The sequence below is a fragment of the Agrobacterium sp. ES01 genome, assembly GCF_050320885.1.
Lineage (GTDB): Bacteria > Pseudomonadota > Alphaproteobacteria > Rhizobiales > Rhizobiaceae > Allorhizobium.
On the sequence record NZ_JBNQTH010000004.1, the window covers coordinates 346,798 to 365,581 of the forward strand.

At 57.1% G+C, this 18,784-nt stretch carries 17 protein-coding genes; 12 read left to right on the forward strand and 5 right to left on the reverse strand.

What is annotated here, in order from left to right; translation table 11 throughout:
- The first annotated feature begins 53 nt into the window (after positions 1–53).
- From ACQQ2Q_RS14530 to ACQQ2Q_RS14545, 4 genes are all read left to right on the forward strand, one after another.
- Positions 54–548, forward strand: coding sequence for a MarR family winged helix-turn-helix transcriptional regulator (locus ACQQ2Q_RS14530; protein WP_428187813.1), 495 nt, complete (start codon positions 54–56; stop codon positions 546–548).
- Positions 549–692: 144 nt separating this feature from the next.
- Positions 693–1,709: a LacI family DNA-binding transcriptional regulator gene (locus ACQQ2Q_RS14535; RefSeq protein WP_428187814.1), complete on the forward strand. Its 1,017-nt coding sequence runs from the start codon at positions 693–695 to the stop codon at positions 1,707–1,709.
- An 11-nt stretch (positions 1,710–1,720) separates the two neighbouring features.
- Positions 1,721–2,683 carry a 2-hydroxyacid dehydrogenase gene (locus tag ACQQ2Q_RS14540; RefSeq protein WP_428187815.1) on the forward strand — a complete coding sequence of 321 codons (963 nt, stop codon included), beginning with the start codon at positions 1,721–1,723 and terminating at the stop codon, positions 2,681–2,683.
- Positions 2,684–2,771: 88 nt separating this feature from the next.
- Entirely contained in the window at positions 2,772–3,227 is a 456-nt protein-coding gene (locus ACQQ2Q_RS14545) for a hypothetical protein (RefSeq protein ID WP_428187816.1), read from the forward strand.
- Here ACQQ2Q_RS14545 and ACQQ2Q_RS14550 read toward each other — a convergent pair.
- Positions 3,224–3,988 carry a gamma-glutamyl-gamma-aminobutyrate hydrolase family protein gene (locus ACQQ2Q_RS14550; protein WP_428187817.1) on the reverse strand — a complete coding sequence of 255 codons (765 nt, stop codon included), beginning with the start codon at positions 3,986–3,988 and terminating at the stop codon, positions 3,224–3,226. The genes ACQQ2Q_RS14545 and ACQQ2Q_RS14550 overlap by 4 nt on opposite strands.
- Before the next feature lie 274 nt (positions 3,989–4,262).
- Between ACQQ2Q_RS14550 and ACQQ2Q_RS14555 the strand changes: the two genes are divergently transcribed.
- Positions 4,263–5,369 (forward strand): TRAP transporter substrate-binding protein, encoded by a 1,107-nt coding sequence (locus ACQQ2Q_RS14555; protein WP_428187818.1) that lies wholly within the window; start codon positions 4,263–4,265, stop codon positions 5,367–5,369.
- Positions 5,370–5,508: 139 nt separating this feature from the next.
- On the opposite strand, the gene ACQQ2Q_RS14560 is transcribed toward ACQQ2Q_RS14555, so the two are convergent.
- Positions 5,509–7,434, reverse strand: a complete 1,926-nt coding sequence (locus tag ACQQ2Q_RS14560; RefSeq protein ID WP_428187819.1) for a TRAP transporter large permease — start codon at positions 7,432–7,434, stop codon at positions 5,509–5,511.
- 1 nt (position 7,435) lies between these two features.
- A complete protein-coding gene (locus tag ACQQ2Q_RS14565) occupies positions 7,436–7,981 on the reverse strand; it encodes a TRAP transporter small permease subunit (RefSeq protein WP_428187820.1) in 546 nt (181 codons plus the stop codon).
- A 408-nt stretch (positions 7,982–8,389) separates the two neighbouring features.
- Here ACQQ2Q_RS14565 and ACQQ2Q_RS14570 point away from each other — a divergent pair, with 408 nt between their 5' ends.
- The 3 genes from ACQQ2Q_RS14570 to ACQQ2Q_RS14580 all read left to right on the forward strand — a co-directional run bounded on the left by ACQQ2Q_RS14570 (position 8,390) and on the right by ACQQ2Q_RS14580 (position 11,995).
- Complete coding sequence (locus ACQQ2Q_RS14570) at positions 8,390–10,693, forward strand: putative bifunctional diguanylate cyclase/phosphodiesterase (RefSeq protein WP_428187821.1); 2,304 nt, start codon at positions 8,390–8,392, stop codon at positions 10,691–10,693.
- A gap of 189 nt (positions 10,694–10,882) precedes the next feature.
- Positions 10,883–11,638, forward strand: a complete 756-nt coding sequence (locus tag ACQQ2Q_RS14575; RefSeq protein WP_428187822.1) for an N-acyl amino acid synthase FeeM domain-containing protein — start codon at positions 10,883–10,885, stop codon at positions 11,636–11,638.
- A 132-nt stretch (positions 11,639–11,770) separates the two neighbouring features.
- On the forward strand, positions 11,771–11,995 hold the full coding sequence (locus ACQQ2Q_RS14580) for an aa3-type cytochrome c oxidase subunit IV (RefSeq protein ID WP_428187823.1): 225 nt from the start codon (positions 11,771–11,773) through the stop codon (positions 11,993–11,995).
- A gap of 111 nt (positions 11,996–12,106) precedes the next feature.
- Here the strand turns inward: ACQQ2Q_RS14580 and ACQQ2Q_RS14585 are convergent, their stop codons facing one another.
- Positions 12,107–12,892, reverse strand: coding sequence for a tetratricopeptide repeat protein (locus ACQQ2Q_RS14585; RefSeq protein WP_428187991.1), 786 nt, complete (start codon positions 12,890–12,892; stop codon positions 12,107–12,109).
- A 216-nt stretch (positions 12,893–13,108) separates the two neighbouring features.
- Positions 13,109–13,336: a 30S ribosomal protein S21 gene (gene rpsU, locus ACQQ2Q_RS14590; protein WP_428187824.1), complete on the reverse strand. Its 228-nt coding sequence runs from the start codon at positions 13,334–13,336 to the stop codon at positions 13,109–13,111.
- A 324-nt stretch (positions 13,337–13,660) separates the two neighbouring features.
- On the opposite strand from rpsU, the gene ACQQ2Q_RS14595 reads away from it, so the two are divergent.
- The 4 genes from ACQQ2Q_RS14595 to ACQQ2Q_RS14610 are packed head-to-tail and all read left to right on the forward strand — an operon-like array spanning position 13,661 to position 18,782.
- A complete protein-coding gene (locus ACQQ2Q_RS14595) occupies positions 13,661–14,914 on the forward strand; it encodes a sarcosine oxidase subunit beta family protein (RefSeq protein ID WP_428187825.1) in 1,254 nt (417 codons plus the stop codon).
- Between the two features lie 22 nt (positions 14,915–14,936).
- Entirely contained in the window at positions 14,937–15,257 is a 321-nt protein-coding gene (locus ACQQ2Q_RS14600) for a sarcosine oxidase subunit delta (RefSeq protein ID WP_428187826.1), read from the forward strand.
- Positions 15,254–18,247, forward strand: coding sequence for a sarcosine oxidase subunit alpha (locus ACQQ2Q_RS14605; protein WP_428187827.1), 2,994 nt, complete (start codon positions 15,254–15,256; stop codon positions 18,245–18,247). The genes ACQQ2Q_RS14600 and ACQQ2Q_RS14605 overlap by 4 nt, the downstream gene beginning before the upstream one ends.
- Positions 18,240–18,782 carry a sarcosine oxidase subunit gamma gene (locus ACQQ2Q_RS14610; RefSeq protein WP_428187828.1) on the forward strand — a complete coding sequence of 181 codons (543 nt, stop codon included), beginning with the start codon at positions 18,240–18,242 and terminating at the stop codon, positions 18,780–18,782. The genes ACQQ2Q_RS14605 and ACQQ2Q_RS14610 overlap by 8 nt, the downstream gene beginning before the upstream one ends.
- Positions 18,783–18,784 lie beyond the last annotated feature (2 nt).

Here is an 18,784-nt window from a genome sequence, read left to right on the forward strand (position 1 = left end):
GCAAGTTGAACGATAACCGCAGCCGAATGCCACCGGCTGGCGCGGGGGACAAGATGGCGAAAAAGGGTAAGGCCGACAAGAAAAACAAATCGGGCAAGAAGAAAGACCAGCTCAAGGAGCAGGTCGAGGCTCTGCCACTGGAGCTTGGTCCGGCGGTCGCGCAAGCTGCCCGGTCCATGCGCACGGCTCTGTCCCATCAACTTGCCGCGCATGGCCTTTATGCCGGCCAGGATGGCGTCATTCAGGCGCTGGCGGGTGAGGATGGTCTGACGCCCGGCGCCCTTGCCCAGAAACTTGGCGTCAAGGCGCCGACCATGACGCGGACGATCGGGCGCATGGAGGCGCAGGGCTTTGTCGAACGCCGCGCCGGGGCGGGCGATGCACGTCTAACGCAGGTTCATCTGACAGAGACCGGGCGGGCGAGCCTCGCCGCCATCAATGCCGCCGTCGATGAATGTAATCGTATCGCGACCAAGGGCCTGTCGGGCAAGGAGGTCCGCGCGTTGGTCAAATTGCTGGCAACGATCGATGAAAACCTGCATGCTTGATCATCCGCGCGTTCGGCGAAGTACCTGTTATCCGACGAAAAATTCCATCATGAAGATTGCGTCGCAGAATTAAACTGTTTAATTAAACAGTTTAGAAGGCGAGGATATTTGTGAGGATCGCCGCTTCGCTGCCGTGGAGGAAACGTGGCGCAGAAAATCAAACTCTCGACAATTGCCGAGTCTCTCGGTCTGTCCACCGCGACGATTTCACTTGCTTTGCGCGACAGTCCGCTGGTGGCAGCCGACACACGCGAGAAGATCAAGGAACAGGCGCGGCTGCTCGGTTATATCTATAATCGTCGCGCTGCCAGTTTGCGCACATCGCGTTCGGGGATCATCGGTGTCGTTGTCCATGACATCATGAACCCGTTCTATGGCGAAATCCTCAAGGCCATCGAGAGCGAGCTCGATCGCAACCGCCAGACTTTCATTCTCTCCAACCACTATGACTCGGTCGAAAAGCAGCGCATGTTCATCGAGACATTGCTGCAGCTTGGCGGTGATGGCGTGATCATGTCGCCGGCGATCGGTACGCCGCCGGAAGATGTCATGCTGGCGGAGGAAAACAGCATGCCGGCCATTCTGGTTGCCCGTTCCATGGACGGCGTCGACCTGCCGACCTATCGCGGCGACGACAGCTACGGGATTTCGCTGGCGACCAATCACCTGATTGGCCTTGGCCACCGGACCATCGCCATGATCGGCGGCACCGATCAGACGTCGACTGGCCGCGATCGATATCAGGGCTATGTCAATGCTTTGCGCAAGGCTGGGATCGAGGTCGATCCGGAGTTGCGCATTCCAGGCCCGCGCACCAAGCAGGGCGGCTTTGAGGCTGCTGTGCATTTCTTGTCCCTGCCGCAAAGGCCGACTGCGGCCGTGTGCTGGAACGATCTGGTTGCCATTGGCCTGATGAACGGCATTTCCCGTGCGGGGCTGACCCCCGGTCGGGATATTTCTGTCACCGGTTATGACGATCTGGAGGAAGCCTCCATCGCCACGCCGTCGCTGACCACCGTCTGGAACGGACAGGCCGAAGTCGGGCGCCTTGCGGCGCGCGCGCTTCTTGACAAGCTTGCCGGAAATCATGATCCCGACGGTATCCATCTTATCAAACCTGAAATGCGGATCAGGCAATCGACTGGTCCGATCAACCGCTAAAGGAGGGCTCCATGGCCGAGTCATTGCCTGTGATCCTGCTCACAGGGCGCATCAATCCGCGCGTCCGCGAAGGGCTGGACGGCAAATTTGAAGTCGTGACCGTTGACGGAGATCTGTCGTCTCTCGACGAAAGCGTGATTGCGCGTGCGCGCGGTATTGCCGGCTTCAATGCGGCTCCCGCAGAGCTGATCGATCAATTGCCGGCTCTCGAGATCATTGCCAATTTCGGTGTCGGTTACGACGGTGTCGATACTGCCGCTGCCGCCAAGCGCAATATTATCGTCACCAATACGCCTGATGTGTTGAACGATGAAGTGGCCGATACCACCATTGGCCTGCTGCTCGGCACGGTGCGGCGTCTCTATGACGCTGAGAAGTGGCTGCGTGATGGCAAGTGGGAAAATGAAGGTCCGTTTGCTCTGTCGCCGCTGTCTTTGCGGGACCGCCATGTCGGTCTCTACGGGCTTGGCCGCATCGGGCTCGAAATTGCCAAGAGACTTGAGCCTTTCAAGGTCAAGATTTCCTATCACACCCGGTCTGAGCGCAAGGACGTCTCTTACGGCTATTATTCGTCACTCGGCGAACTTGCCACGGCTGTCGATACACTGATCTGCATCGTGCCGAAGACGCCTGAGACGCATAAGGCAATTGATGCGGACGTTCTCAAGGCCCTTGGCCCAAATGGCGTGATGATCAATGTCGGTCGCGGCTGGTCCGTGGACGAGGAAGCACTTGAGGCAGCGCTCAAGAGCGGCGTGATTGCCGCCGCTGGTCTCGATGTCTTCCAGGATGAACCCAAGGTTCCTGCAGGACTTCTGGACGCGCCGAACCTGTCTGTCCTGCCGCATATCGCGTCAGCCTCTGTACCGACGCGCAATGCGATGGCCGATCTGGTTGTTGCGAATTTGGTCTCCTGGTTCACAGATGGCGCTGTGTTGACGCCAGTTGCAGAGACGCCTGCCAAAACCCGGTAAAACAGCCTTTCGTCCCGGAACTCCAGCTTTCGGCAAGTTCCGGGGCGCATGCTTGCCTATCCTAATTCAGGGTATGCGAGGTGTTTGAATGAAAGCCCGCGTTATCGTAGCGGCAAGCAGTCTTTCGGCAGCGCTTGCTGCAGCCGTCTTTCTCTGCATTTGGACCTTTAACCCAACACCTGTGGCCGATCAGGATTTCGATCATCTGGTTTCCGCGTCGATCTCGCACGATGCCGACGTCAATCCGCGACCTGCGCCACCGGCCATGTTTTCCGTATCCAACCTCAAGAACCGCGCGGTCTGTCTGGCCGAACGCGGCGCAACACTCACCAGCCGCAGCCGCAGTTTCTGGGCACCTCCGGACTGCGATGACGTTTGGCCAGGCCTCTCCATGGCCGATAACTGGACACAGAACGAGGATGGCACCGTCACGATCACGTCCAATAGTGGACATGTGGTGCTGACACTTGCACCCGGGGCCGGGTTTTCCTACGAGTCCCTCGACAATCCCGACGCAGATCTTGCCTGGATTATGCTGCCCTAAGCGTTTTCCAGCGCGCGGTGTTTGACGTATTCGCGGACAGCATCGCCAAAGGCTTCGAACAGTGCGCGGGACGGCTTGTCAGTTTCCGCCCAGTATTCCGGATGCCATTGAACGCCGATGGCAAATCCCTTTGCATCCACAACAGAGACCGCCTCAATGGTGCCATCGTCGGCGACCGCCTCTACGGCAAGACGCGGTGCTGCCTTCCAGATGGCCTGCCTGTGCAGTGAGTTGACCATGACTTTTCCGGTCCCAAGATAGCGGGCGATACAGGAGCCCTCCTTGATCTGGATGGGCTGGCGAACAGCAAAGGCCTCGTCGCGAGACACATCCTTGGGCTTGCGGTGATCCCAGATGCCCGGTTGGTCCTGAATTTCTGTCGCAAGCGTTCCGCCAAGCGCGACATTCAGTTCCTGAATGCCGCGGCAAATGGCGAGGACAGGGATGGCGCGTTCAAGTGCTCTTTGGATCAAAGGTATGGCCGTTGCATCGCGACCTGGATCAAAGGGGCCATCTATTTCGCTGGCTTCAACACCATAAAGAGAGGGATGCACATTGGTTGCAGATCCGGAGACCAGCAGGCCATCCACACGGTCGAGAATAGCGTCGATGTCGTTGCCATTTTCGAAGGCTGGAACGATGAAGCTCATCACATCGGCAACCTTCAAGGCCGCGTTGACATACTGGTTTTGGGCAGCGTGCCAGCTTGTGCCGTCAAATTCACGAATATCGGCAGGAACGGCGATAATTGGCTTGGCCATGGAAGTCTCCGGAAACATGCGATGCAGGGGCAATTCTTGATGATATTCGGTGCGAAATGTCAACGTCGCGGCGCCAGAAGACAGCTTTGAGCGCATCAACAGCCTTCCGTTGCGTTAGTTAAGCAATCAACCTTTATATTGCTCCGCTTGAATTAGCAGGATTAATGCAACCCTTTCGCTTGAAAGCGCTTTGACAACATGGTTATCTCGATAGCATTGACGACCAGCCTACGGGAGACGGGCTGGCGCAACGATCTGATATGGGAGGTATTTTATGGATCGTCGTTCATTTATCAAAAAGGCTGGTGTCGCCAGCGCCGGAGCCGCGGCTTCGACTGTGCTGGCCGCACCGGCCATTGCGCAGGAAAATCCGAAAATCACCTGGCGTTTGACGTCGTCGTTCCCGAAAGCGCTTGATACGATTTTCGGCGCTGCCGATGATATTGCAGCGCATGTCTCGGCTGCGACCGGCGGAAACTTCACCATCCAGAACTTTGCCGGTGGCGAGATTGTTCCTGGCCTTCAGGCTGCGGATGCGGCGGCATCCGGTACAGTCGAAATGTGCCACACAGCGACCTATTATTACTGGGGCAAGGATCCGACCTATGCGCTTGGCACAGCTGTGCCGTTCGGTCTCAACGCACGCCTGCAGAATGCCTGGTTCTATGATGGCGGCGGTAATGATCTCATGAATGAGTTCTTCGCCACGCAGAACCTCTACGGCATGCCGGCTGGCAATACCGGTGCCCAGATGGGCGGTTGGTTCCGCAAGGAGATCAACAGGGTCGAAGATCTCAAGGGCCTGAAGATGCGTATCGGCGGGTTTGCCGGCAAGGTCATCGAAAAACTCGGTGCGGTCCCACAGCAGATCGCTGGCGGCGATATCTATCCGGCGCTGGAAAAGGGCACGATCGACGCCACCGAATGGGTTGGCCCTTATGACGATCAGAAGCTCGGCTTCTACAAGGTCGCCAAATACTACTATTATCCCGGTTGGTGGGAAGGTGGCGCCTGCCTCCATGCCATGGTCAATCTGGACAAGTGGAACGAACTGCCGAAGCATTATCAGGCAATCCTTCAGGACGCGTCTGCCTTCGCCAATATGAACATGCTGGCCAAGTACGACACGAGGAACCCGAAGGCGGTGAAGGAACTGGTTGCCGCCGGCGCCGTTCTTCGCCCGTTCAGCCAGGAGGTTCTATCGGCGTGCTACGACGCCTCCATGGAAACCTATGCGGAGATCAACGCATCCAATCCGGGCTTCAAGAAAATCTATGACAGCCAGCAGGCCTTCAAGAGAGATGCCTATCTCTGGATGCAGCTGCCTGACTACACCTTTGACACGTTCATGATGATGCAGCAGCGCGCAGGAAAGCTGTAAGCTGTCACAACCGTCTGATCGACTTTGTTCAAGGCCCCGGGGTTCGCTCCGGGGCCTTTTGCTTTGTTTGGCAGAACCGCCCACAAACGCAAAACGGCACCGTGAGGTGCCCGCTTCGCGTGTGCCTGCATTGTCGGTGTTATTGAATGACTGGCGGTTGGCTGAGATCCATGGAGGGTGTCTGGCCGTTTGCTTTCGGTTCGTCCGGCTTTGGCGTTGCAGCGCCGCCAAGGTCGAGCGGTGGGAGTCCCAGTGGTGCAGGGGCGTCGCCGCTCGGTTGGGGTGCGGCATCCGTTCCAAGGTCAAGGGGCGGAAGACCGAATGCCGGTGGCTGATCCAGTCCATTGGAAGTACCGTTCGAACCCGGAGGTGTCAGGCCGAAATTCGGGCCGTCGTTGCCACCGGTGCCCATAGACGGCAGATTGACGCCGCCATTGTTCTCCTGTCCGAAGCCCGGAATCTGGATATTGATGCTATCGGGATCCACCGTCGGCAGGTCATCCTTGTAGCGCGTGACCAGACCCGGGAACGCAATCACCACCATGATGACGATGAACTGGATGATGATGTAGGGCACCACGCCTTTGTAGATCTGTAGCGTTTTAACGCCTTCCATCATCTGGCCTGTCACCTGGTCCTTCCACGTTCCAGCAGGTGTGATGGAACGCAGATAGAAGAGCGAGAAGCCGAAGGGCGGCGTCAGGAAGGATGTCTGCAGGTTGATGCCCAGGATAACGCCGAACCATATCAGGTCGATGCCGAGCGTTTGCGCCACAGGCGCCAGCAGCGGTATCATGATGAAGGCGATTTCGAAGAAATCGAGGAAGCAGCCGAGAATGAAGACAATGATCGTGACGACGATCAGGAACCCATATTCGCCACCGGGCAATGCCAGCAACAGCTCCTCGATCCAGACATTGCCGTTGATGCCGTAGAATGTCAGGCCGAAGACACGGGCGCCGATCAGGATCATCATCACGAAGGCGGAGAGCTTGGTGGTGGCGTCGAGCGCGTTTTTCAGCGTCGCGATAGAAAGCCGGCCTTTCATGGCCGCCATGACCAAGGCGCCGGTCGCACCCATGGCGCCACCTTCGGTTGGGGTGGCAATGCCGAGGAAGATGGTGCCGAGGACGAGGAAGATCAGCGCCAATGGCGGGATCAGCACAATGATCACCTGCTGCGCCAGGCGCGAGATGATGTTGAGGCCGAAGATACTGTTTGCCAGCGCCACGAGGTAGACAACCAATACTGCGAAGACAAGGGCTGCGACCAGTTGCCAATCCGGCGACTGGATGCCTGTAAAGAGAATATTGTGGCCAAGGAAATAAAGCGCGATGACGATGGCGATCATCACGATCAATGACGTGACGCCATCGCCCAGCGTGCGCGCCTCACGGGGCAGGGCCGGGGCCCATTGCGGGCGCAGCATCGACACGCCGAAAACGTACAGGCAGTAGGCGACAATGATGAGCATCGCCGGATAGAGCGCGCCGACATACATGTCGCCAACGGAACGGCCGAGCTGGTCGGCCATCACGATCAGCACCAATGAGGGGGGAACGATCTGCGCCAGTGTGCCTGAGGCCGCGATAGTACCGGCAACGAAGGGCCGGTTATAGCCGTAGCGCAGCATGATCGGCATGGAGATGAGGCCCATGGCCATGACCGACGCGGCAACAACGCCGGTGGTGGCACCAAGCAGGGCGCCGACCAGGACGACGGCATAGGCGAGGCCACCGCGTATGGGCCCGAACAACTGACCGATTGTATCCAGCAAGTCTTCCGCCATGCGCGATCGCTCAAGGATCAAGCCCATGAAGGTGAAGAACGGGATCGCCAGCAACGTGTCATTATACATGATGCCGTAGATGCGTTCCGGGTGGGATTGCAGCAAAGGCCAGAAAAGACGGATCTCCGGCGATATGGAGGAGAGTTCCACCCCAATTGCAAAATAGATCAGACCGCCTGCTGCCAATGTGAAGGCCACGGGGTAGCCAAGCAAGAGCATCAGCATCACGCTGGAGAACATGATCGGCGCGAGGTTGTGGGCGATGAAATCGATCATGTCACTGTCCCTCGGTCTCGACCGCTGCCGTTGCCGGATCTTCCATGTAACCGAAGACGATGGCCGCGCGCTTGATAATCTCCGAAACGGCCTGGGCGCTGAGAAGTATGAAACCTATCAAGACTGCTGCCTTTGCAGGCCATATGATCAGGCCGCCGGCATTGGTGGAGACTTCGCCTGAGTTGAAGGATAGCCAAAACCAGGGCCATGCGAGCCATGTCATCAAAAAGGCAAAGGGCACGAGGAACAGGATGTGGAGTACCAGATCCACTCTGTCACGTGTCTGCTTGGACCAGGAGCCGGAAACGATGTCGATACGGATATGCTCGTTGCGCAGGAGAGTATATGCGGCGGCCAACATGAAGACCGTGCCGTACAGATACCATTGGAGTTCCAGCCAGGCATTCGATGACACATCGAAGAGCTTTCGCGAGACTGCATTTCCGGCGCTGATCAGTACAGCAGCCAGAAGCAACCAGGAAACAGATCTTCCGATCGCTCCGTTGATCGCGTCTATCAGTCGGCTCACTGACAATAAAAGACCCATGTTTTTCCCTCCGACAGGCGCTTGTGCATAGAGCAAGGCCCGTTTTGGCGCAACAAGCCTTTTGTCTGAGGGGCCAGGCTGTTAACCCGGCCTTAACCGCTTCGCCGTTTATGCAGCGCTCTTTCGCACTTTGTTAAAGAGGAATTGGTGACTTAGCCTGCATTGATAGTGGCGAAGTGTCAGAACGAGGCAGTTGGTTGAAGATTATTGCTGATCATTCGTTGATGGTCTCTGAGCCGAAGCGTGCCCGTCTGCCGGTGCGGCAACTTCGGGCGCGTCATTGTGCGCCTGCCACTGACCGTCTTGGCGAGGCTGGTTCTGCGCAAAAGCCTTGGGATACCGTTTTGAAAGTGAGTAGGCATTTCAGTGCCTTGTGCTCCGGCTTCATTCGAGCACGGGGAGCGAGCAATGCCGATTAGTAGCACCAGCCGTGCGCCGAAGGACGTTTACCTTTCCTTCGTGAGCTCGCTGTTCGGCAATCGCAGCACTCTGCTGACGGGTGTGTTTGTGCACATCCTGACCTATCTGGCTGTGTTCCATAAAACCGGCGATTTGTATTTCATCTTCCTGTCCTTTGCTTTTGCAACTGTTTTTGTCTACCGCATCCTCGGTTTTACCCGTTTCGTGCAGTTGAATAAGACCGACTGGTCTCTTTCGGATATCCGGCGGTGGGAAATACGGTATGTCACCGGCGCGGCCTCAACAGCGGCTATTCTGGGCATCGGTTGCGGTTACTCGATCCTTGTCTATGACGACACGTTTGTCGAACTGGCCTGTATTGCAGTCACCATGGCCTCAATGGTCTCTGTTGTGGGTCGTAACTATGGTTCGCGACTGGCGGTGAATCTGCAGAGCCTTGGCTGTTGTCTGCCGATTATTGTCTGTTCACTGTTTTCCAATGACCCGTACAAGGTTTTGCTGTCTGTAATGCTTGTGCCCTTCGTGCTGACCACGCAGGCCATGGCGACCGGAGTGCGCGAATTTCTCTATGAGAATGTGATCGCATCGCGACAGATGCGGAAGATCGCGGATAGTTTCGATACTGCCCTCAACAATATGACGCATGGTCTGATCATGCTGGATACGGAGAACCGCATCCAGGTGATCAACAACAGGGCATGCAACCTCCTTCATCTCGGTGATCGTCGACGCCTGATCAATTGCGACCTCGATGTCGTCATGCGCTATGGTGTGCGTCACAGCTCGGTGGATGGGGTAATGCCGGAGGATATCCAGCGGCAATTACGACAGTTGATCGACGGTACGCTGTCTCGTGCCGTGATGAATTTCTCCGACGAGCTGATCCTGGAATTTTCAGCCAACCGGCGCCCTGAGGGCGGCGTGGTTCTGATTTTCGAGGATGTCAGTGCGCGCGTGCGAGCCGACCGGAAAATCCTGCACATGGTGCGCTTCGATACGCTGACGGGGCTGCCCCAGCGTAATTATTTTTCCGAGGTCGTTCAGTCGCGTATCGCCCAAGCGCGGCCGGCGACCGATGTCGGTTTTATTGTGCTTGATGTCGATGAGTTCAAGCATGTCAATGATATGAAGGGACATCATACCGGCGACCGATTGCTGGTGGCAATTGCCAAACGTTTGGCAGAAATCGTCGAGGACGAGACCGAAGTGGCGGGTCACCTTGTCGGTGATCAATTTATGGTCTTTGTCGAGGCGACCGGCGGAATTGCCGTTCTGGATGCGCGAATGCGAACGATCCATGGCGCCATCAGCGGAGCCTATGAGGTCGATGGTACCACCTTCAACATATCCTTCAGTGCGGGCTGCATGATTGCGACACTTGATGAACTGCAGGTGGACGAGTGGTTGATCAAGGTCGATCTGGCGCTGTTTGAATCAAAATCGCGCGGCAATGGCAGCTTCACCGTGTTCGCCGAGGAAATGGATGCGCGCTACGTCGAGCGCCAGCGGCTCAAGGAGGATCTTCGAGAGGCGGTGGAGAGCGGTGGACTGCACGCCGTCTATCAGCCTATGTATCTTCCGGATGGTTCTCGTCTGGAAACCTGCGAGGCCCTGTCTCGATGGATCCACCCCACGAAGGGGAGTATTCCGCCGAATATTTTCATCCAGATTGCCGAGGAAATGGGTATTGCGCCCATGATCACCCGCTTCATGATCCGCCAGGCCTGCCGTGATTGTGCAACCTGGCCTGAACATGTTTCGGTGTCCGTCAATCTGTCTGCGCATGATCTGCAAGACAATTCAATTGTCACTGTGGTCCTGGAAGCTTTGGCCGATGCAGGCATCAGCGCCTCTCGCCTTCATCTTGAAGTGACCGAGAATAGTCTGATTAAGGAACTCGCAACTGTCCGCCATATTCTCGACGAACTGCGAAGCTTAGGCATCACGATCTCGATCGACGATTTCGGCACCGGCTTTTCAAGCCTTAGCTATCTGGATGTCCTGCCCGCGGATGTGATCAAGATCGATCGGTCTTTCGTCCGGGATATTTCCAAGAATGCCCGCAGGCTCAAACTTCTCAGAGGTATCGTCAATCTTGCGCGCCAGTTGGACCTGAAGATTGTTGTCGAGGGCGTCGAAGATACCGAGCAACTTGCTTTGATTATCAAGCATAAATGTGCGGATCTGATACAGGGCTATGTCTATTCCATGCCTGTTTCGAGTGAAGATATTCTCGAGCGCATGGTTGCTGGCGCTCCAAAGGGCACTGGCGGTCACAAAAGCGTCGCCTGAAGTGCCTTGTCCAAAAACACTTTCTGTAAACTGACTGTGTTGATGTGGTAAATTAGTATTCATCGATTAACATTCTGTTAACCTTAATGAAAGGTAAACGCAATCCCCCAAATTCTTGGAGGTGCTACGCTGGTGGCCGCATGATAATTATGGTTACTGTTTCCTTAATTTTGGCGGGACCTTTTCCCTATGAGTGCTGCGTCTAACGAAAGTTTCCCCGATCGATTGCTGAAGCTGTTGGATCACATCGAATACAGGCGCATCGATAGTAGCGAAGATTTTAGTGACATCGAGCGACTACGCTATAAGGCTTACAAGGCTGCAGATGTGCTCCCTGTTGGTTCGCAGAGTCTCATCGATGACGTCGACTTCGATAAGAATGCCTATGTTTTCGGAGTTTACTATTTCGAAGAATTGGTCAGCACCATCAGGCTCCATTATGTAACACCGGACCATCGTGTTTCTCAGTCCGCAGGCGTTTTCCCTGATGTGATGGATGAAATGCTTGGGGCAGGGCTGACCCTGATTGATCCGGCGCGATTCGCGGCAGATCCCCAGGTCGCAGCCGAACTGCCGGTTATTCCCTACATAACCTTGCGTCCGAGCATCGTCGCTGCGGCGTATTTCAAAGCCGACCGGGTGTTGCAGCATGTGCGTCCCCCGCATGCCGCATTTTACAAGCGCGTCTTTTATGCCGACACCCTTGTCGAACGTCGCATGACGGAGATCTATGGACTTGAGTTGACGCTGATGTCGACAAACACCCATACCGTCGGCAGCAAGCTTTTGAAACGTTATCCGTTTTTCGATTCCGGCTCGCATGAACGGCGGCTGATGTTCGGGCGGACGGAAGAGCGCTCTTCGCCGAGCCTCACCGTGTTGCCTTCGGCGCGCCTGGTTGCGTCAGGGGCAATTGTTGGAGCGCAGGCCGGCATAGACTATTGATCGGCTGACTTGACGTGGACCTTATTGCTTCGGCAAGATCCTTTGTGTATTCGAATGATAGAGGGCGGTAGAGCCGCGTCTTTTAGAATTCGCGTCCGGACAAGACGGCCGGCCATCTGAGGAGAGTTGACCATGAGCGAACATCATAGCGGACCTGTCGAAACCGGCGCAAAGATGGACTATTCCGAACACGAGAAAACCTACGACAGCTTCATCAATGCCACGAAGTATGGCACAGCGATCCTTGTCGCGCTGATGATCGCAATGGCTGCCGGGTTCTTCACGGCCGCAGGCTTCTTTGGCGGTCTGATTGCGTTCATCGTGCTGAGCGTCGTCGGCGTCATCATGCTGCGCTAGGAACTGCTCCGGGAAACCGAATTTTCTGGTAGAATGTCTAACGGCCCGCTTCAGAACTGAAGCGGGCCGTTTTTATATCATCGATTTAAGAGGTTCGTTGCAGGCCCGCGATCAGCCGCGGGTTCTCGCCAATCCGGCTGCAGCTGGGCTGTATTTGGGGTCGAGGCCCAGCGCGTGTCTGTAGGACTTGGCGGCGAGTGCCGTTTCGCCGCGACGCTCATAAACCAGCGCCTGGTTGGCCCAGGATTCTGCGACCTTCGGATCCAGCTCAATGGCATGGTTGAAGTCGGCAAAAGCATTTTCGTCGTCGTTCAGGGCAACGTAGGAAACGCCGCGGCCATTATAGGGTTCCGGCGACGTTGGTGAAAGTGAGATCGCCTTGGAGAAGTCCTCAATCGCTTGCGCGTGCTGTCCGCGCAGCTGATAAATCAGGCCGCGATTGTGATAGGCGCGTCCATCGGTCGTTCCGAGCTGGATCGCACGGTTGAAGTCACCGAAGGCTTCGTCGTTTCGACCGGCCTGACGGTAGATATTGCCGCGGCCAATATAGGCCACGTCGTAATTGGGGTTGAGCTTCAGCGCTGCACTATAGTCGCTTGCTGCTTCCACGGGCTTGCCCATGTTGCGGTAGACCAGGGCGCGGTTGGCGTAAGCCTGATAGAAGCGCGGATTGATCTGTAGAGCGGTGTTGAAGTCATTCAGCGCGTTGCGGAAGTCACCGGCGCGGCCATAGGCGGAGCCACGCACATTGTAGCCTTCGGGATCGCGCGGGCTGGCGTTGATCACCGAGGTCAGCGAGGCAATGTTTTCTTCAGTCCCCTGCTGGCGGTCGAGGCGGATCACGTCATCCGACTGCGGCACTGTCGTGCATCCGGAAATGACAAGTGCTGCGAGCATTGTCAAAACCAGACCATTGGCGCGGGGGCGAGTGAGTAATGTCGTTGCATGCATCGGCGAAGAACTCGTCGTCATCAGTGCCATATTGGGGGGCGTTTCCGGTTTCGTATCCATGCCATCTCGGCAGTCATACGTGCATAAGTCAATAGAAAAGGGCGGAGGCGACTGCTTCGCCTCCGCCCTTAGATCATTGGAAAGAGTCTAAAAAACGACCGATCAATGGGCCGGACGGCTTACGCTCACGAGGCCTTCACGCTGTGCGCGCTTGCGGGCCAGCTTGCGAACGCGGCGAACGGCTTCTGCCTTCTCGCGGGCGCGCTTTTCGGAGGGCTTCTCGTAGTAGTCGCGCATCTTCATTTCACGGAAGATGCCCTCGCGCTGCATTTTCTTCTTGAGAGCGCGAAGCGCCTGATCAACGTTGTTGTCGCGGACTAGTACCTGCACGTTGTAATCCCGTTCCTTTGGTTTTTAGAGTTAAGATCCGTTGACGCAGCAAGGTGTCCGCGGAATAGCACATCCGTATCGCACGGTGCTAATCCGGGCGATTTGGCAGGCGAATATCAGATCGTGTCGTCAAAGTCCATATGCCGCAGGGGCTGTAGCGCATAAAAATTTTCGTTCTTCTTCGATTTTTTCGTGGTGTCGAAAGTCAGCTGTCTGTGCGTCGCAAAAGGGACTTCGCGTGCAGCATTGATTTGCGAGTGGTAAGGTCATAGGCAATGCTTGCATGCGGCCCGACGGGCGGAACCACAGGAGTTTACAAGGCAAATGCGCAAATATTCCGTTTTTGCCGTGGCGCGTGAAGCGCTGCGCGGTCACAAGGGTTGGGGGGCACAGTGGTCCTCGCCCGAGCCGCGATCCGCCTATGATGTCATTATCATCGGTGGTGGTGGCCATGGCCTGGGCGCCGCTTACTATCTCGCCAAAGAGCACGGCATCACCAATGTCGCTGTGATCGAGAAGGGCTGGATCGGAGGCGGCAATACCGGCCGCAACACCACCATCATTCGCTCGAATTATCTCTATGAAGAGAGCATGGACATCTACGAGCATTCGCTGAAGCTGTGGGAAGGCTTGAGCCAGGATCTCAACTATAACGTCATGTATTCGCCGCGTGGCGTGATGATGCTGTCGCACAACGTGCATGACCAGCAATCGTTCAAGCGGCATGTCAATGCAAACCGCCTCTACGGTATCGACAATGAATGGTTGTCGCCTGAACAGGCCAAGGCCTTTTGTCCGCCGCTCGATATCGCCAAATCCGCCCGCTACCCGATCAATGGCGCGGCCCTGCAGCGCCGTGGTGGCACCGCCCGGCACGATGCGGTGGCCTGGGGTTATGCCCGCGCGGCATCCGATCGCGGCGTGCACATTATCCAGAATTGCGAAGTGAAGGGGATCACCCGCGGTGCAAACGGCGAAGTCACCGGCGTCGAAACCTCGCGGGGTTTCATCGGGGCCAAGAAAATCGCTGTGTCGGCATCCGGTCATAATTCGGTGATCGCGGAGATGGCCGGTGTGAAGCTGCCGCTACATTCAAACCCTTTGCAGGCGCTGGTGTCCGAGCCGTTGAAGCCGATCTTCCCCTGCGTGGTCATGTCCAACACCGTGCATGCCTATATCTCCCAGTCAGACAAGGGCGAGTTGGTCATCGGTGCGGGTACCGACCAGTACACATCTTACTCTCAGACGGGTGGCCTGCAGATCATTACGCATACGCTTGATGCGATCTGCGAGTTGTTCCCGATCTTCCGGCGCACCAAGATGATGCGTCAATGGGGCGGTATCACCGACAATACGCCAGACCGTTCGGCGATCCAGAGCGTGACACCGGTTCCGAATTTCTTCGTCAATGCCGGCTGGGGTACGGGTGGCTTCAAGGCGACGCCGGGTTCGGCGCATCTCTTTGCGCATCTCATCGCCCGGGGCGAACCGCACAAGTTGGCCGAAGGTCTGACCTTGAAGCGGTTCGAGACCGGCCGCCTGATCGACGAGGCGGCAGCTGCCGCCGTGGCGCACTGATTACTCAAAGGATTGAACATCAATGTTCCTGATTAGATGCCCCTATTGCGAAGAAGAGCGCTCGGAACTCGAATTCCGTGGTGCTGGTGAAGCCCATATCGCTCGCCCGCAGAATATCGCCGATATCACGGACGCCGAGTTTGCCGATTATTTCTTCATGCGCGAAAACCCGAAAGGGCTGATCTTCGAGCGCTGGCGGCATATTCATGGCTGTGGCCGCTTCTTCAATGCCGCGCGCGATACCGTGAGCGACAAAATTTACATGACCTACAAGGCCGGTGAGCCGCAACCCGATGCCGAAACGCTGACGGCAGCAGGCGTACCCGCGGGAGCTATTCGATGAGCGCGTCCAATCGTATTCCCGGCAAGGGCCGTCTGACGCCCGCCCGCACCGCACGCTTCAACTACGATGGCGTTAGCTATACTGCGATCGAAGGCGATACCGTCGCTTCCGCGCTTCTGGCCAACGGCATTCATCTCGCCGGTCGCTCCTTTAAATATCACCGTCCTCGCGGCATTCTGACGGCCGGTCCGGAAGAGCCCAATGCGCTTCTCGACATTTCGCGTGACAGTGCCCGTCGTCAGCCGAATGTACGGGCGACCGTTCAAGAAGTCTTCGACGGCATGACGGCCCAGTCGCAGAACCGCTGGCCTTCTCTGGCCTATGACATCGGCGGTATCAACGATCTGTTTTCGCCATTCTTTGCCGCCGGCTTCTACTACAAGACCTTTATGTGGCCGAAGGCTGCCTGGCATGCGCTTTACGAGCCCTTTATCCGCCGCGCGGCGGGTCTGGGTGTTGCGCCGACGGAAGCTGATCCGGATCACTACGACAATCGCTATGCCCATTGTGACGTGCTCGTTGTCGGTGCCGGCGCTGCCGGTCTGGCTGCTGCTCTTTCTGCAGCGGAAGCGGGCGCCAAGGTAATCCTTTGCGATGAACAGCCCGAAGTTGGTGGTGCATTGCATTTCGATACCGGCGCGAAGATCGAGGGTGTCAATGGTTATGACTGGGCGCAGGCGACGGCTTCGCGGTTGTCCGAAATGGACAATGTCACCTTGCTGAACCGCACTACGGCTTTCGGCTACTACAACCACAATTTCGTGGCGCTGGCCGAGCGTGTAACCGATCATCTGGCCAATCCCGGCCGCAACATGCCGCGTGAGCGGCTGTGGCAGGTTCGTGCCAAGCAGGTGATCATGGCAACCGGCTCGATCGAGCGTCATATGGTATTTGCCAATAATGACCGCCCGGGCATCATGCTTGCCTCTGCCGGACGCACCTATCTCAACCATTTCGGGGTTGCTGTCGGTGCCAAGGTCGGCATCTACACCGCTCATGACTCGGCGTACGAAGCGGCCTTCGATCTGAAGAACGCCGGTGTATCCGTTCCCGCAATCATCGACTGCCGCGCGAACCCGGGTGATGCCGTTCTGGCGAAAGCCAAGGCACTCGGCATCGAGGTTCTGACATCGCACCATATTACCGACACCTCCGGGCGCCTTCGGGTCAAGTCGGTGACGGTCAAGGCCAATGGTGGTGGCTCCGCTCGCAAGATCGAGGTGGATGCCCTTCTGGTCTCGGCTGGATGGACACCGTCGGTGCATCTGTTCTCGCAATCGCGGGGCAAGCTGAAATTCGACAAGGCAAAGGACCGTTTCCTGCCGGACGTCTATGCGCAGAACGGTATCTGCGTTGGTTCTTGCAACGGAACGGACGACCTTCAGGCTATGCTGGACGAAGCATCGATTGCTGGCCTCAATCTGGCCAAGGAGGCCGGAACCAAGGGCAAGAAGCCGTCGAATATTCGCGGTGAGAATGCGTTTGACTGGACGGGCGGCATGATCGGTGCTGCAGAAGGCGCCGGACCGGAGACCTCGGTCAAGGCCTTTATCGACTTCCAGCATGATGTCTGCGCCAAGGATATTCGCCTTGCTGTGCGCGAAGGCATGCATTCCATCGAGCACATCAAGCGATTCACCACAAACGGCATGGCGTCTGACCAGGGCAAGCTTTCCAACATGCATGGTCTGGCGATTGCCGCTGAAATGCTTGGCAAGGAAATCCCCAATGTGGGGCTGACGACATTCCGTGCACCCTATACGCCCGTCACTTTCGGTACGCTCATCAACCATTCTCGTGGCGAGTTGTTCGATCCTGCGCGCAAGACGGCAATGCACCAGGTCGAAGTTGCCAATGGTGCGGAGTTTGAGGATGTCGGCAACTGGAAGCGTGCCTGGTACTATCCCCGCCCTGGCGAGGACATGCATCAGGCCGTCAACCGCGAGTGCAAGACCGTTCGCGACGTAGCCGGTGTGTTCGATGCCTCCACGCTTGGCAAGATCGAGGTTGTCGGTCCTGACGCTGCAAAGTTCCTGAACCTGCTCTATACCAATGCCTGGGATACGCTGAAGCCCGGTCGTTGTCGCTACGGCATCATGACCCGCGAAGACGGATTCATTTATGATGACGGCGTGGTCGGGCGCATGGCCGAGGATCGTTTCCATGTGACCACCACCACCGGCGGCGCGCCACGCGTGCTGCAACACATGGAAGACTATCTGCAGACCGAGTTTCCGGATCTGAAGGTATGGCTGACCTCGACCACCGAACAATGGGCTGTCATCGCCGTTCAGGGACCGAAGGCGCGCGAGATCATCGAGCCTTTCGTTGAAGGCATCGATATCTCCAACGAAGCCTTCCCGCATATGAGCGTGGCTGAGGGCAAGTTCTGTGGTGTGCCGACGCGGCTGTTCCGCATGTCGTTTACCGGCGAACTTGGCTTTGAAATCAATGTGCCTGCCGATTACGGTGCGTCTGTTCTCGAAGCTGTCTGGGCGCGTGCCAAGGACATGGGGGCATGCCTTTATGGCACCGAGACCATGCATGTGCTGCGCGCTGAAAAGGGCTATATCATTGTCGGTCAGGATACGGACGGCACGCTTACGCCGCACGATGCCGGGCTGTCATGGGCCGTGTCGAAGAAGAAGACGGATTTCGTCGGTATCCGCGGCCTCAAGCGTCCGGATATCGTGCGTGAAGGCCGCAAGCAGCTTGTTGGTCTGATCGTCAAGGAAGGCAGCAATGTGCTGGAAGAGGGTGCGCAGATCGTTGCCGATCCGAACCAGCCGAAGCCGATGACCATGCTCGGTCATGTAACATCGTCCTATTGGTCGGAAAGTCTCGGCAAGCCGATCGCGATTGCGATGGTGGCTGGCGGACAGACCCGCATGGGCCAGACGCTTTTCGTGCCGATGGCCGACAAGACAATCGCGGTCGAAGTGACCGATATGGTGTTCTACGACAAGGAAGGGGGGCGCATTCATGGCTGATGCAATGGAAGCGGTACGCAAGCCTGTGCTTCAGGGCAAGCGCGGTGGATCGTCAACGGTGCGCCTGACCCCGGCTGAGCCGGCGGCCCGGGTTTCTCTGAGGGCAGGGGCAGATGCAATTGCCGGGCTTTCCAAGTCTCTCGGCATCAAGCTGCCGGTCAAGCCGAAGAGTTCGGTTGCAGCCAAGGGGCGTATTGCGCTCTGGCTCGGTCCCGATGAGTGGCTGCTGATCGACGAGAAGGGCGGCGACCTGATGTACGATTGCGCCGCATCGGGGACTGTTCATTCGGCAACGGATGTCTCTCACCGCAACACGGCGATTATCGCATCCGGTCCCGGTGCTGAAGCGACCATCAATGCGGGCTGCCCCCAGGATCTGTCGCTTTCGGTCTTTCCGGTGGGCGCTGCCTCGCGCACCATTCTCGCCAAGATCGAAGTGGTGCTCTACCGCGTCGATGAGGAAACGTTCCGCGTCGAATGCTGGCGGTCGTTTGCCGATTATGCGTTCGGGCTCCTCGCCGAAGGCGCGCATTGATC

What these genes read in the sequence shown, in the direction of transcription:
- ACQQ2Q_RS14555 (WP_428187818.1), top strand. Translation starts at nt 4,263, where the DNA reads ATGGATCGTCGTTCATTTATCAAAAAGGCTGGTGTCGCCAGCGCCGGA.
- ACQQ2Q_RS14545 (WP_428187816.1), top strand. Translation starts at nt 2,772, where the DNA reads ATGAAAGCCCGCGTTATCGTAGCGGCAAGCAGTCTTTCGGCAGCGCTT.
- ACQQ2Q_RS14600 (WP_428187826.1), top strand. Translation starts at nt 14,937, where the DNA reads ATGTTCCTGATTAGATGCCCCTATTGCGAAGAAGAGCGCTCGGAACTC.
- ACQQ2Q_RS14530 (WP_428187813.1), top strand. Translation starts at nt 54, where the DNA reads ATGGCGAAAAAGGGTAAGGCCGACAAGAAAAACAAATCGGGCAAGAAG.
- ACQQ2Q_RS14610 (WP_428187828.1), top strand. Translation starts at nt 18,240, where the DNA reads ATGGCTGATGCAATGGAAGCGGTACGCAAGCCTGTGCTTCAGGGCAAG.
- ACQQ2Q_RS14570 (WP_428187821.1), top strand. Translation starts at nt 8,390, where the DNA reads ATGCCGATTAGTAGCACCAGCCGTGCGCCGAAGGACGTTTACCTTTCC.
- ACQQ2Q_RS14585 (WP_428187991.1), bottom strand. Translation starts at nt 12,892, where the DNA reads ATGCTCGCAGCACTTGTCATTTCCGGATGCACGACAGTGCCGCAGTCG.
- ACQQ2Q_RS14540 (WP_428187815.1), top strand. Translation starts at nt 1,721, where the DNA reads ATGGCCGAGTCATTGCCTGTGATCCTGCTCACAGGGCGCATCAATCCG.
- ACQQ2Q_RS14565 (WP_428187820.1), bottom strand. Translation starts at nt 7,981, where the DNA reads ATGGGTCTTTTATTGTCAGTGAGCCGACTGATAGACGCGATCAACGGA.
- ACQQ2Q_RS14550 (WP_428187817.1), bottom strand. Translation starts at nt 3,988, where the DNA reads ATGGCCAAGCCAATTATCGCCGTTCCTGCCGATATTCGTGAATTTGAC.
- ACQQ2Q_RS14580 (WP_428187823.1), top strand. Translation starts at nt 11,771, where the DNA reads ATGAGCGAACATCATAGCGGACCTGTCGAAACCGGCGCAAAGATGGAC.
- ACQQ2Q_RS14560 (WP_428187819.1), bottom strand. Translation starts at nt 7,434, where the DNA reads ATGATCGATTTCATCGCCCACAACCTCGCGCCGATCATGTTCTCCAGC.
- ACQQ2Q_RS14595 (WP_428187825.1), top strand. Translation starts at nt 13,661, where the DNA reads ATGCGCAAATATTCCGTTTTTGCCGTGGCGCGTGAAGCGCTGCGCGGT.
- ACQQ2Q_RS14575 (WP_428187822.1), top strand. Translation starts at nt 10,883, where the DNA reads ATGAGTGCTGCGTCTAACGAAAGTTTCCCCGATCGATTGCTGAAGCTG.
- ACQQ2Q_RS14605 (WP_428187827.1), top strand. Translation starts at nt 15,254, where the DNA reads ATGAGCGCGTCCAATCGTATTCCCGGCAAGGGCCGTCTGACGCCCGCC.